This window comes from Pseudohaliea sp. (assembly GCF_054552115.1).
This window is the reverse complement of record NZ_JBTOLW010000002.1, coordinates 1-12,096: the sequence shown is the minus strand read 5'-3', so window position 1 is coordinate 12,096 and position 12,096 is coordinate 1. Positions and strand designations below refer to the sequence as shown.

Here is a 12,096-nt window from a genome sequence, read left to right as displayed (position 1 = left end):
CCTGCGCGGGCCTTTCCGGGCCTGATAAAACAACGCTCAGCACGCCGGCACGGCGTCCATTACCAAAGGGGATCATAGTGAACAAATCCGAACTCATCGACGCGATCGCGGCCGACGCCGACATCAACAAGTCCGACGCGGGCCGGGCGCTCGACGCGGTGATCGACAACATCACCAAGGCGCTGAAGAAGGGCGACCAGGTCTCCCTGGTGGGCTTCGGCACCTTCACCGTCAAGCACCGGGCCGGGCGCGAGGGGCGCAATCCGCAAACCGGTGCCACGATCCAGATCGCGCCGTCCAACGTGCCGGGCTTCAAGGCCGGCAAGGCGCTCAAGGACGCGGTCAACAGCTGACCGCGGGCCGCCGCCGGTACCGGGGCCTGGCTGTCGACCCCGGCACAGGGAGCGCACTCACCGGGTGCGCTCTTTTTGTATACGACCCCGCTAGTGCCCTTTCCAATCCTGACTAACGCGACCGCAACGACCCATGCTGCAGAATATCCGTTCCAACATCCAGGGTACCCTGGCCAAGATCATCATCGGCCTCATCGTGGTGTCCTTCGCTCTCTTTGGCATCGAGTCGATCCTCCTGGGCGGCGGCAAGAGCGGTGTCGCGGAGGTCAATGGCGAGACGATCACGCCCTACGAGGTGCAGCAGACGGTCAATCTTCAGCGCCGGCAGCTCCTCGCCATGCTCGGCGATGAGGCGGACCCGTCACTCCTCGACGAGGACCGGCTGACGGCGCAGGCCATCGAGACGCTGATCCAGCGTGAACTGCTGGTCCAGGCTGCCGGAGAGCTCGGGCTGACGACCTCGGAACAGACCATCGGCGCCATCGTCGGCAGCATGGAACAGTTCCAGGTCGGCGGGCAGTTTGACCGGGACCTGTTCCGCAGCGTGCTCGCCACGGCAGGTTTTACGCCGGCGCTGTTCAAGGAAAGCCTGCGCGAGGACCTGGTAACGAACCAGCTCCGCGTCGGCTTCGCCGCGAGTGACTTCGCCACCCCGGCCGAACTCGCTGTGCAGGCGCGTATAGCCGGGGAGAAGCGGGACCTGCGCTACCTGGCGATTCCCGTGGACCGCTTCGATGACAGCGCCACCGTCGACGAAGCGGCCATCGAGGCCTGGTACGAGGACAACCCGGACAGTTTCATGACGCCGGAGAACGTCGACGTGAGCTATATCGAGCTCACCCTCGAGGACTTCGAGGAGCCCGTGAGCGAGGAGGCGTTGCGTGAAGAGTTCGAGCTCACCCGCGATACCTTCGAGGTGCCCACCGAGGCGCGCGTCGCCCACATCCTGCTGACCCGGGAGGCGGGCGAAAGCGACGAGGCCTACGCGGCGCGTGTTGCCGCGGCCGGGGACGCCATCGCGGCAGGTGAGGATTTCGGTGCGGTCGCCGGGCGCCTGTCCGATGACATCGGTTCTTCGGCCGCGGGTGGCGATCTTGGCTACACGGCTGGAGACACCTTTCCCGCGCCCATGGAGGAGGCGATTGCCGCCCTCGCCGTGGGAGACGTCTCCGGCCCGGTTGAAACCGAGGCGGGCACGCACATCATCAAGGTGCTCGACCGTCGCGAAGGCAAGGCCGTCACCTTCGAGGAGGTCCGCGGCCAGCTGGAGCGGCGCCTGCGCGAGGGCGCGGCCCGCGATGAACTGCTGCGGGTGGTCGAGGAGCTCCGCGACCTCGCGTTCAACGCCGAGGACCTCTCGGCCCCGGCCAGCGAACTTGGCCTCAGCGTCGAGACCGTGAGCGGCGTCGCCCGCGGGGCGGGGGAGGGTCTCTTCGCGGACCCGCGGGTGCAGAGCGCGCTCTTCTCCGACGAGGTGCTCGCCGAGAAGCACAACAGCCCCGTGCTGGAGCTGTCGCCGGAGCGCTTCGTCGTCGTCCACGCCGATACCCACCACCTGTCCGAGCGGCAGCCGCTGGAGGCCGTTCGCGACCAGATTGCGACCCGGATTGCCGCGGAGCGCGCTCGGGCCGCCGCGCGGGCAGAAGGCGAGCGGCTGCTCGCCGCGCTGGCCGCCGGCGAAACGCTGGACGAGCTGGCGAACGCCGGTGACTACGAATGGCAGGTCGAACTGGGCGCGACCCGTGCGGCGAATGCGCTGCCGGCACCGGTTGGTCGGCGCGCCTTCACGCTGCCGGCGCCCGAGGGCGAGGGTCCGGTCCGTGAACTGGTCGGCGCTCCGGCCGGCGACATCTACCTCGTCGAGTTGACCCGGGTCACCCCCGGCAGCCTCGAGACCCTGTCCGCGCAGCGTGAGGCGCTGCTTCGGCGGAGTATCGCCGGCGAATACGGCAGCGTTCTCATCGGTGCCTTCGAGAACGCCCTGCGTGCCGGGGCCGAGATCGAAGTCTACTGAGCATCCGGCGGCGGCTTCGCTGCCGCCACGCTGGAGACCCGCCCATGACTGACAGCCTGGACAGCCTTACGCGGCAACTCGACGCGGCGCGCCGCGCCCCCGGAGGACCACCGGTGGAGCAGTGGGACCCGCCACTTTCCGGTGAGATCGATATCCGCATCCTTGCCGACGGCAGCTGGCTGCACGAGGGTGAGCCGATCCGCCGGGAGGCCCTGGTACGGCTGTTCGCGAGCATCCTGCGCCGGGAAGACGACGGCGCCTACTACCTGGTCACGCCGGTCGAGAAGTGGCGCATCACCGTGGACCTGCACCCGCTCGTCGTCGAGGATGTGGAGGCGGTGGAAGAGGGCGGCAAGGTGACACTGCTCGCCAGCTGCAATACGGGCCGCCAGGTGGCCATCGATGCCGCGCATCCGCTGTTCACGGAACCCGCGGCGGCCGGGGCGGCGGTGGTGCGCCTGGAACGCGGGCTGACGGCCCTGTTCAGTCGCAAGGCCTGGCCGCGGCTCGTCGACCTCTCGGTGGACGAGGACGGAGAAGCGGTAGTCTACAGCGCCGGCCAGCGTTTCCCCCTCGCCTGAGGCCCCGCCGCGGCGGGGCCTTATGGCTACATGTTCGGGTAGTTCGGCCCGCCAAAGCCCTCGGGCGTCACCCAGACGATGTTCTGCGACGGGTCCTTGATGTCGCAGGTCTTGCAGTGCACGCAGTTCTGCGCATTGATCTGGAAGCGCTTGCTGCCATCGGCCTCTTCCACCACCTCGTACACGCCGGCCGGGCAGTAGCGCTGTGCCGGCTCGTCGTAGAGCGGCAGGTTGGTGCCGATGGGCACCTCCGGGTCCTTCAGCGTGAGGTGGCAGGGCTGGTCTTCCTCGTGGTTGGTGTTGGAGAGGAAGACCGACGACAGCTTGTCGAAGCTGATGACGTTGTCCGGCTTCGGATAGTCGATCTTCGGGCACTGGTCGGCCGGCTTCATGGCGGCGTGATCGGGCTTCGTGTCGTTCAGGGTAAAGGGCAGCTTGCCGCCGAAGATATTCTGGTCCAGCCAGACCATCCCCGAGCCGAGCAGGAAGCCGAACTTGTGCATGAAACCGGAGAAGTTGCGGGTGCGGTAGAGCTCGTCGTAAGCCCAGGAGTCCTTGAACTTCGTTTCGAAGCTGGCCAGGTCAGCCGGCGCGTCGTCCCCCTTGAGGAGGCCCTCTACCACGGCCTCGGCGGCGACCAGGCCGCTTTTCATGGCCGTGTGGTTGCCCTTGATCTTCACCGCGTTCAGCGTGCCGGCGTCACAGCCGAGGAGCAGGCCGCCGGGGAAGTGCATGCGCGGCAGGGAGTTGAGGCCGCCCTTGGTGATGGCGCGGGCACCGTAGCTGAGCCGCGAGCCGCCTTCGAGGTACTTGAGGGTTTCCGGGTGGTGCTTCCAGCGCTGGAACTCGTCATAAGGCGAGACATGCGGGTTCTCGTAGTTGAGGTCCGTGATGAAGCCCAGGTACACCTGGTTGTTCTCGGCGTGGTACATGAAGGCCCCGCCGGAAGAGCCGCTCTCCTTGAGCGGCCAGCCGAGACCGTGCACCACGAGGCCCTCCTGGTGCTGCTCGGCCGGGATCTCCCAGATCTCCTTGATGCCGATGCCGTAGTGCTGCGGGTCGCGGTCCGCGTTGAGGTCGAAGCGCTCCATGAGCTGCTTGCCCAGGTGGCCGCGGCAGCCCTCGCAGAACAGCGTATAGCGGGCGTGGAGCTCCATGCCCGGCATGTAGCTGTCTTTCTTCTCGCCGTCGGCACTGATGCCCATGTCGCCGGTGGCGATGCCCTTCACGCGGCCGTCGTCGTGATAGAGAACCTCTGCGGCGGCGAAGCCCGGGTAGACCTCCACACCGAGGTTCTCCGCCTGCTGGGCGAGCCAGCGGCAGACGTTACCCATGGAGACGATGTAGTTGCCCTCGTTGTGGGTGGGCTTCGGGATCGCGAAGTTCGGCAGCTTCACGGCGCCTTTTTCGCTGGTGTAGAAAAAGAAGTTGTCTTCCGTCACCTGCGTCTGGATCGGGGCGTCCATGTCCTGCCAGTCGGGGAACAGCTCGGCGAGGGCCCTGGGTTCAAGGACCGCACCGGAGAGGATGTGCGCGCCGACTTCCGAGCCCTTCTCGACCACGCAGACGGTGACCTCGTGCTCCCGGGCCTGGGCGAGCTGCATGATGCGGCAGGCAGCAGACAGCCCGGCCGGGCCCGCGCCCACGATGACCACGTCGAATTCCATTGACTCGCGTTCCACGGCTGACTCCTGCATGTTCGCTGCGTCCTGTGCTGCGTCCTTTCGGAATAGGGGGTAAGGGATTGAAAAGACAAGGGATTATAAGGCCCCCGGGGCCTAAAAACTAGCGCCCTCCGGTGTCGTAGAGGCGCCGAAGCTCCTCCCCGAGCAGGCGCAGGCCGCGGGCCACGGCGGCCGGGTCCTGGGCGTAGGACAGGCGCAGGCACTGCCGGGCATGGTCCCAGGCCGGATCGATGCCGATGAAAAAGCGCTCGCCGGGGATGGCGAGGAGACCGCGGGCCTTGAGGCGCCGGTAGAGTTCGCTCGAGGGCACCGGCAGGTCCTCGAACCAGAGCCAGAGGAAAAAGGCGCCATCCGCGCGGTGCACCCGCCAGGGCAGGCCCTCGAGTTCGCGATGCAGCCCGCCCAGGGTCTCTTCGCAGCGGGAGCGGTAGAAGGGGCGCAGTACCCCGCTGCCGAGCCGGTCCAGGGTGCCGTCCTCCAGAAGCCGGGTGGCCAGCACCGGGCCAAGGTTGCCGGCCGCCAGGCTGATGATCGTGCTGGCGCTCGCGAAGGCCTGGATGATCGGTTCGGCGGCGATCACGATGCCGGTACGCACGCCGGGCAGCCCCAGCTTGGAGAGGCTGAGGGTCAGGACGGTGTCCTCGTCCCAGTGGGGCGTGGCGTCTGCAAAGGTGATCCCCGGGAAGGGCTCGCCGTAGGCGCCGTCAACGATCAGCGGGATGTCGGCCTCGCGCGCAAGCGCCCGTAGCCGTGTGAGCTCTTCGGTGCCGAGCACGTTCCCCGTGGGGTTGGTGGGCCGTGACACGCTGAGCGCGCCGACGCCGGCATCGATGGACACCCGGTCGAAATCGACGTGGTAGCGGAACTGCCGGTCTTCCAGCAACTCGATGGCCGGCGCGGTCGCGGAGAAGAAATCCGGCGCCAGGCCCGCGTCGGCATAGCCGATGTACTCGGGCACCAAAGGCAGGTGAATGCGGCGCACGCTGCCGTCGGGCATGGCCCCGGCGAAGAGGTTGTAGAGAATGAAGTAGGCGGACTGGCTGCCGTTGGCAACGGCGATGTGTTCCGGCCCCACGTGCCAGCCATAGTGGTTCTGCAGGTAGCGCGCGAGTGCCTCGCGGAAGGCCGGGTCCCCCTGCGGCGACTGGTAGGCGCCGGCAAGGCGCTGCCAGGCGTCCGGGTCCGCCAGCAGGGTTGCCAGCGCGTCGCGAAAGGTCTTTTCGGCCGCCGGGACCCGCGCGGGGTTGCCGCCGCCCATGAACACGAGATCCGGGTCGGCCCGCAGAGCCTCGCCGAGGTCGCTCATCAGGTCGACGACCCCGGAGCGGCCGGCGAACTTTTCGCCGAAACGGCTCAGGCGCACAGTGCGGCGGCGCCCTGCACGGGGCAGAGGGAGGCATAGGTGATCGGCGTCCAGCCCAGGCCGAGAACCGCGCGCAGCTGCTGCCCCAGCTGCAGTTCCGGGTCCCGCGGGTGCACCGCGATCCGCAGCGGGAGACCGCGGCGGCGGGCCTTTCGCAGCTGCAGCCGGTTCCACTTGCCGAGCACCTCGGCGCGCAGCCGCGTGTCCGCCTCGAAGCCGGCCAGGGGCAGGGACACGAAGCGGTAGGCGCCGGTCGCCTCGCGCAGGTGGATGCCACGCAGGGACTCGAGCACCGGAAAGGGCTGCTCCCTGAGCGCGCTGCCGCGCAGCCGCCCCAGGGCCCAGGCCGGCGGGATGTAGGTCTGCGGTTCCGGCAGGTCGCTGCCGATGAACCAGTCCCGGCTGCGCCGGGTGAGGGCAATGGCGCCGCTGCGGTCAAGGGCGAGGTGCTCGGCAACGTTGCGCGACAGGAGCGCCGCGTGGGTTCGGTGCCAGGCCGAGCGTGGCGCAGTATGGTGGACCCAGCCATGGGCGACCAGCTCGTGACCGGCGTCCGCGAGTTCCCGGAGTACGGCGACTCCGGCGGCGTCCCAGCCGGCTCCGGGCACGACCAGCAGCGCGGCCCGGCGGATGCCGAACTGGGCGAGGATGGCCAGGCAGCCCTGCACGGCGGGCAGCGTGTCCGGCATCACGTCGTGCACGGATACAAGGGCCGTCGGTTTCATGCAGTTTCCCCGTAGTCGTTTCCGGCCACCGACTCGATGAGCGAATGCCATTCGGCGGTTGTCGCAGCGTTGAGGGCCACGGCCGCCGCGTGGCAGCGGCGCTCGAGCTGCTCCCAGCGCCCGGGCCCATAAGCCTGCAGCGATCGCAGGCAGTCTGCAAGGCTCTCACCCGGGGTAAAGGGGACAAGGCCGGGGCGCAGGGAGGGCCAGTCGTGGATGCCCGCCGCCGTAGACACGAGCGCCGGGCGCCCCCGGACCATGGCCTCCAGCGCGATGGAGCCGAAGGTCTCGAAGCGCGAGGGCAGGAGCAGGAGGCTCGAGCTGTCAATCAGGTCGATGAGTGCCGAGCGGTCCAGCCAGCCGGTGAAATGCACATTGCCGAGCCCGGCCGCCTGTTTTTCCAGCGTTTCGCGCAGAGGACCCTCGCCACCGATGACGAACTCGACCGCCGGCAGTGTTTTCGCCGCCTCGATCACCAGGTCCACGTTCTTCTCCGGGGCGAGGCGGCCGGCGAAGCATACCCGCGCCAGCCGCCCGGGGATGGCCCGCCGCGGGCGCTCGAGAAACTCCCCGGGCAGCGGGGTGCCGACCACCTGCACGCGCGTCGCGCCGTAGGCGCGCACCGCGTCCGTGAGGCCGGCGTTATTGATCAGCACCCGGCTGGCGCGCCGGCAGATGAGCCGGTTGGCGGTGCCGACCACGGCGTTGACCAGCCAGCGTGCCAGCGGTGGCCAGTAGAGGCGGGCCAGGCGCTCGAAATCCGTGTGGAAGGCCGCGACCAGGGGCAGGCCGCGGCGCCGGGCGTACCAGGCGCCCAGGAGGCCGTAGAGCCCCGGCGTGACCACGACCACGACATCGGGGCGAAGCTCCCCCATGCGCCGGCTGATACGGCGCAGCGGCGGCCCCTCGAGCCGCTGGTTGGGGTCGCCGGGCATGGCGATGGAAAGGAGGGGGCGGGGTGGCTGGTCGCTGGGCTGGAACATCGCCAGGCCTGCCAGGCCCGGGGCGAGCTGCGGCAGCAGGTCGTGGTAGTAGGCCCCGGTCCCGTTCCGCTCCGGGAAGGCATCGGAGAAGAAGGCGACGCGCAGCGGCGCCTCGGCGGCACCGGTAGCGGCAGAGGCGCTCACGCGGCAACTGCCAGCCGCGCGGGGCTGGCCAGGAGCGCCGCGTAGGACGCGCCAAGCTCCTCGTCCACCGTCTCCGGGGAGAGGCCGAAGGCGGCGGGGTCGTAGCGGTGGCTACCCGTGGCCTCGGCCGGCCGCAGGGGTGGTGGCGGGATCGCGAGCCAGTCCGCGAGGGCTTCCGCTGTCGCCGCCGGCGCGGCGCGCAGGTCCCGCTGTTCGAGGACTTTCACGCGCCCGGGCTGCGCCGCGGCAAACGCCGCCAGGTCATTGAGGAAAGCACCATAGAGACGGCGGAAGCGCGCTGTCGTGTGCTCCCCGCCCAGGTCGGTGCCGAAGATCCGACGGGCCGGCCTGAGCGCACTGAGCTGGGAGGCGAGAGCCGTGCTCGGGCGGCGCACGCAGAGAAGAAACCTCGCATCCGGGTAGCGCTCCGCGAGATAGGGCGGCCAGCTGGCAAAGGCCGCGTTCTTCGACAGGAAACGCTTCCCGTGGTGGCTGTAGCAATGGCGCTGGATAATGCGGTGATAGAAGGTGAGGAGGGCACGGCGGCGTCGTGGCGGGAGGTCGCCGAGGGCGCCCAGCTGCTCGAGTTCCCGGTCGAAGGGAAAGGCCATGAGGAGGAGGAAGCAGCCGGCCGCCGGCAGCAGGCAGAGGTAGTCCTCCTCGGCGTCGTGGAGCCCCACCGCGTGAACGCTTGCGAAGTCGCCGCTGCCGCGGGCGATCGCGCCCTGGATGAGACGCTGCAGGGGCGCACCGAAGCGCCGGTCCAGGCGGGCGAGCGCGCGCAGTGCCCGGCGCTGGCAGATTGCGGGGGCGAGCAGTGCCTCCCAGGTGCGCACCGTGGTGAAAGCACCGCCGGCTGCGAGCAGCCGGTGCAGGTAGGTCGTGCCGCTGCGCGGGATGCCGGTGATGAAGACCGGCGCCCGGACGGGCTGCTGGCGGTAGTCGGGATAGAGGAGCTCGTCCAGGGCGAGGGCCAGCCAGTGCCCGAGCTGCACCAGGAGGAAGAGGGGGAAAAGAAGCAGGAAGAGCAGGCGCCGCGGCCGCAGGGGCGCTGCCGGGTGGCGCCCCGGCCAGGCACTTTCCAGGTAGCACCGGCCGTAGCTGCCCATGGCGATCAGAAAGCTCTCCAGCATGGTTCCCCGCGAGGCCGGCCCGAAAAGCCCCGCAGTTTACAGGCAACGCGGCGGCAACGGCACCGGTTGTGTGCGGCGCCCCGGCGCTTCCTGGCCACCGTCTCCGCGCGGGCCTGGCGCCCGAGGGGTCGTCCCGGATGCCTATTGACCCCCCCGCGCAAACTCGGCAACATGTCTCGCCGATTCCGCCCCCCGGGGCGCATCCCGGGTCCCGGCCCGTCAGTTCGCCGCGTGATCCCGCCCCCTTCCAACCACACGACACTGGAGTTTTCATGAAGGTTTTGGTCGCTGTGAAGCGCGTGGTCGACTACAACGTCAAGGTCCGCGCCAAGGCCGACGGTTCCAACGTCGACCTCAATAACGTCAAGATGTCCATCAACCCGTTCTGCGAGATCGCCGTGGAAGAGGCCGTGCGCCTGAAGGAAGCCGGCGTCGCGACGGAAGTCATCGCCGTCTCCATCGGCGACAAGGCCTGCCAGGAGCAGATCCGCACGGCCCTGGCCCTCGGCGCCGATCGCGGCATCCAGGTCGAGACCGACGGTCCCGTCGAGCCGCTCGTGGTCGCCAAGCTGCTCAAGGGCGTAGTCGAGAAGGAAGCGCCGCAGCTGGTCATCCTCGGCAAGCAGTCCATCGACGGTGACAACAACCAGACCGGACAAATGCTGGGCGCGCTCGCGGGCATGGCCCAGGGGACCTTTGCCTCCGAGGTGAAGGTCGAAGGCGAGCAGGTCCAGGTCACCCGGGAAGTCGACGGCGGCCTGCAGACGGTAAGCCTCAAGCTTCCGGCGATCGTCACCACCGACCTGCGCCTCAACGAGCCGCGCTACGCGTCGCTGCCGAACATCATGAAGGCCAAGAAGAAGCAGCTGGATGTCTACACCCCGGCCGACCTCGGCGTGGAGGTCAGGCAGCACCTGACGCTGGTCAAGGTCGAGCCGCCGGCCGAGCGCCAGGCCGGCATCAAGGTCGAGAGCGTCGATGAGCTGGTCGACAAACTGAAGAACGAAGCGAAGGTGATCTGATGGGAACCCTGGTAGTAGCCGAACACGACAACGCGACCCTCAACCCGGCCACGCTGAACGCGGTTGCCGCCGCCCAGGCCCTCGGCGCTGACATCGACATCCTGGTCGCCGGCAACGGCTGTGCCGCCGTCGGTGAGGCGGCGGCCAAGGTGCCGGGCATCGGCAAGGTGCTCGTCGCCGACAACGCCGCCTACGACCATGCGCTGGCCGAGAACACGAGCCTGCTCGTCGCCGAGCTGGCCGCCGCTTACGACAACGTCGTCGCCGCCGCGACCACCAGCGGCAAGAACGTCATGCCGCGGGTGGCTGCGCTCCTCGACGTCGCGCAGATCTCGGACATCATCGCGGTCGAGTCCGCCGATACGTTCAAGCGCCCGATCTATGCCGGCAACGTCATCGCGACGGTACAAACGGCCGATGCCAAGAAGGTCATCACCGTACGGGCAACGGCCTTTGACGCCGCGGATGCCGAGGGCGGTTCAGCGACCGTGGAAGCCGTGGACGCCGTGCACGACGCGGGTGTGTCCAGCTTCGTCGGCGAAGAGCTGGCGCAGTCCGACCGTCCGGAACTGACTGCCGCACCGGTAGTGATCTCCGGCGGCCGGGGCATGCAGAACGGCGACAACTTCAAGCTCCTCGACGGCATCGCCGACAAGCTCGGTGCGGCCATCGGTGCTTCCCGCGCCGCGGTGGATGCCGGCTTCGTGCCCAACGACATGCAGGTCGGCCAGACCGGCAAGATCGTCGCCCCGGAGCTCTACATCGCCGTGGGCATCTCGGGTGCCATCCAGCACCTCGCCGGCATGAAGGACTCGAAGGTCATCGTCGCCATTAACAAGGACGAGGATGCCCCGATCTTCCAGGTCGCAGACTACGGCCTGGTGGCGGACCTGTTCGAGGCCCTGCCGGAGCTGGAAGGCAAGCTCTGACGGGCACGCCTGCCCGGCGGGCACCACTTGCTGAAAGCCGGCCTTTGTGCCGGCTTTTTTTTGCTTTCTCGGGCACCGAGCCGCCGCTTGGCGCGTTAAAGCAGTGAGCAAGGCCGTTCGCCCACACTCGATGCCGTCAAGTACAGTCGAGAATCGGCCGAAGGGTCTACAGTTCTCGGTGGCCGGTTTCGACCCAAAAGAGCCATACAGGAAAACTGGGAGTACTGGCCTCCAATACATTTCGGGCGCCTTAATGGGGGCTGTACGCCTCCAACTCGATCTCGATCATGAATTCGGGCAATGCCAGACCCTTGACCTCAAGCCAGCTTCCGGTCGGGAAGCTACCTTTGTAAATCTCGTTGCGGTACTCGCCCGAAACTTCAAGAAACGCCGCCATATCGGTGGTGAATACGTCTTCGACGACGACATCGGAGAAAGTTAAGTCGTAGTGCGCGAGTATCCTCGCCAGGTCGGAGTAGACGTTAATCATCTGTTGCCGGATATCTCCCACCGCAGTGGGCTGCCCTTGGTCGTCCATGCTCACGGCGCCGGATATCCTGACTTCGCTTCCGATCTTCACTGCATGTGTATATCCGTAGGCCCTTTCTACATCAGGCCGCAGCATGAAGTACTCAGGGCGAAGTTCTTCGGCTCGCGAGACCAAGCAGTTAAGCAAAAGGACCGAGATGATCAATAATCTGGCACTCATGAGTACCTCCTGACAGATTGGCATGGTGCGGTGCCGCTTTGAGCAGTCGCCTCTAGAAACATGACAACAGATTACGAGCTTGTCTGCCATTGGCCGAAAGCGGGCGTTTGCCTGCAGATTGTGCCAACGTCCGCTTCCGACGTAATGCGTTGGCTAATGCCCTGCCCTGGTGTCTTCGACCCGCCACGCAGCGATTGGGCCCATGCTGGCGCGTCAGAACGAGGGTCATGGATGGTCGCTCTGGAGCAGCCGCACCATTTCCTCTGCGACCAATGCAGCTGATGGCAAGAACATCGTTGAAACGATTCGTTGATTGAATCGCTCCGGGTTTGTCGGAGGCTCCAGACCTTGAGAGGATGGAGCGATGAACAAACGACCGAAGTATCCACCGGAGTTCCGGGAGCGAGCTGTTCGCATGGTGCTTGAGCATCAGGGAGAGCATGGCTCTCAGTGGG

At 67.6% G+C, this 12,096-nt stretch carries 11 protein-coding genes; 5 read left to right on the top strand and 6 right to left on the bottom strand.

Annotated features, from left to right (window positions below; all coding sequences use genetic code 11):
• Nucleotides 1-77: 77 nt before the first annotated feature.
• The 3 genes from ACX93N_RS01300 to ACX93N_RS01290 all read left to right on the top strand — a co-directional run bounded on the left by ACX93N_RS01300 (nucleotide 78) and on the right by ACX93N_RS01290 (nucleotide 2,948).
• Complete coding sequence (locus ACX93N_RS01300; RefSeq protein WP_350035467.1) at nucleotides 78-353, top strand: HU family DNA-binding protein; 276 nt, start codon at nucleotides 78-80, stop codon at nucleotides 351-353.
• A gap of 133 nt (nucleotides 354-486) precedes the next feature.
• Entirely contained in the window at nucleotides 487-2,367 is a 1,881-nt protein-coding gene (locus tag ACX93N_RS01295; RefSeq protein WP_459426579.1) for a SurA N-terminal domain-containing protein, read from the top strand.
• Between the two features lie 44 nt (nucleotides 2,368-2,411).
• On the top strand, nucleotides 2,412-2,948 hold the full coding sequence (locus tag ACX93N_RS01290; protein ID WP_459426578.1) for a DUF1285 domain-containing protein: 537 nt from the start codon (nucleotides 2,412-2,414) through the stop codon (nucleotides 2,946-2,948).
• Between the two features lie 26 nt (nucleotides 2,949-2,974).
• Here the strand turns inward: ACX93N_RS01290 and ACX93N_RS01285 are convergent, their stop codons facing one another.
• From ACX93N_RS01285 to ACX93N_RS01265, 5 genes are all read right to left on the bottom strand, one after another.
• Entirely contained in the window at nucleotides 2,975-4,630 is a 1,656-nt protein-coding gene (locus tag ACX93N_RS01285) for an electron transfer flavoprotein-ubiquinone oxidoreductase (protein WP_459426577.1), read from the bottom strand.
• Between the two features lie 103 nt (nucleotides 4,631-4,733).
• The gene (locus ACX93N_RS01280; protein WP_459426576.1) at nucleotides 4,734-5,996 is read right to left on the bottom strand and encodes a valine--pyruvate transaminase; all 1,263 of its coding nucleotides are present in this window, start codon (nucleotides 5,994-5,996) and stop codon (nucleotides 4,734-4,736) included.
• Nucleotides 5,987-6,721, bottom strand: a complete 735-nt coding sequence (locus ACX93N_RS01275) for a polysaccharide deacetylase family protein (protein ID WP_459426575.1) — start codon at nucleotides 6,719-6,721, stop codon at nucleotides 5,987-5,989. The genes ACX93N_RS01280 and ACX93N_RS01275 overlap by 10 nt, the downstream gene beginning before the upstream one ends.
• Complete coding sequence (locus tag ACX93N_RS01270) at nucleotides 6,718-7,848, bottom strand: glycosyltransferase (protein ID WP_459426574.1); 1,131 nt, start codon at nucleotides 7,846-7,848, stop codon at nucleotides 6,718-6,720. The genes ACX93N_RS01275 and ACX93N_RS01270 overlap by 4 nt, the downstream gene beginning before the upstream one ends.
• Complete coding sequence (locus ACX93N_RS01265; protein ID WP_459426573.1) at nucleotides 7,845-8,981, bottom strand: sulfotransferase; 1,137 nt, start codon at nucleotides 8,979-8,981, stop codon at nucleotides 7,845-7,847. The genes ACX93N_RS01270 and ACX93N_RS01265 overlap by 4 nt, the downstream gene beginning before the upstream one ends.
• A gap of 272 nt (nucleotides 8,982-9,253) precedes the next feature.
• Between ACX93N_RS01265 and ACX93N_RS01260 the strand changes: the two genes are divergently transcribed.
• Together ACX93N_RS01260 and ACX93N_RS01255 are read left to right on the top strand one after the other, a co-directional pair.
• Nucleotides 9,254-10,003: an electron transfer flavoprotein subunit beta/FixA family protein gene (locus tag ACX93N_RS01260; RefSeq protein WP_459426572.1), complete on the top strand. Its 750-nt coding sequence runs from the start codon at nucleotides 9,254-9,256 to the stop codon at nucleotides 10,001-10,003.
• On the top strand, nucleotides 10,003-10,932 hold the full coding sequence (locus ACX93N_RS01255) for an electron transfer flavoprotein subunit alpha/FixB family protein (protein WP_459426571.1): 930 nt from the start codon (nucleotides 10,003-10,005) through the stop codon (nucleotides 10,930-10,932). Before ACX93N_RS01260 ends, ACX93N_RS01255 begins: the two co-directional genes overlap by 1 nt.
• Nucleotides 10,933-11,182: 250 nt before the next feature.
• Here ACX93N_RS01255 and ACX93N_RS01250 read toward each other — a convergent pair whose 3' ends face one another.
• The gene (locus tag ACX93N_RS01250; protein ID WP_459426570.1) at nucleotides 11,183-11,641 is read right to left on the bottom strand and encodes a RidA family protein; all 459 of its coding nucleotides are present in this window, start codon (nucleotides 11,639-11,641) and stop codon (nucleotides 11,183-11,185) included.
• Nucleotides 11,642-12,096 lie beyond the last annotated feature (455 nt).

Coding starts and splice junctions, on each gene's coding strand:
- ACX93N_RS01295 (WP_459426579.1), top strand. CDS start 487: ATGCTGCAGAATATCCGTTCCAACATCCAGGGTACCCTGGCCAAGATC.
- ACX93N_RS01290 (WP_459426578.1), top strand. CDS start 2,412: ATGACTGACAGCCTGGACAGCCTTACGCGGCAACTCGACGCGGCGCGC.
- ACX93N_RS01275 (WP_459426575.1), bottom strand. CDS start 6,721: ATGAAACCGACGGCCCTTGTATCCGTGCACGACGTGATGCCGGACACG.
- ACX93N_RS01265 (WP_459426573.1), bottom strand. CDS start 8,981: ATGCTGGAGAGCTTTCTGATCGCCATGGGCAGCTACGGCCGGTGCTAC.
- ACX93N_RS01260 (WP_459426572.1), top strand. CDS start 9,254: ATGAAGGTTTTGGTCGCTGTGAAGCGCGTGGTCGACTACAACGTCAAG.
- ACX93N_RS01255 (WP_459426571.1), top strand. CDS start 10,003: ATGGGAACCCTGGTAGTAGCCGAACACGACAACGCGACCCTCAACCCG.
- ACX93N_RS01250 (WP_459426570.1), bottom strand. CDS start 11,641: ATGAGTGCCAGATTATTGATCATCTCGGTCCTTTTGCTTAACTGCTTG.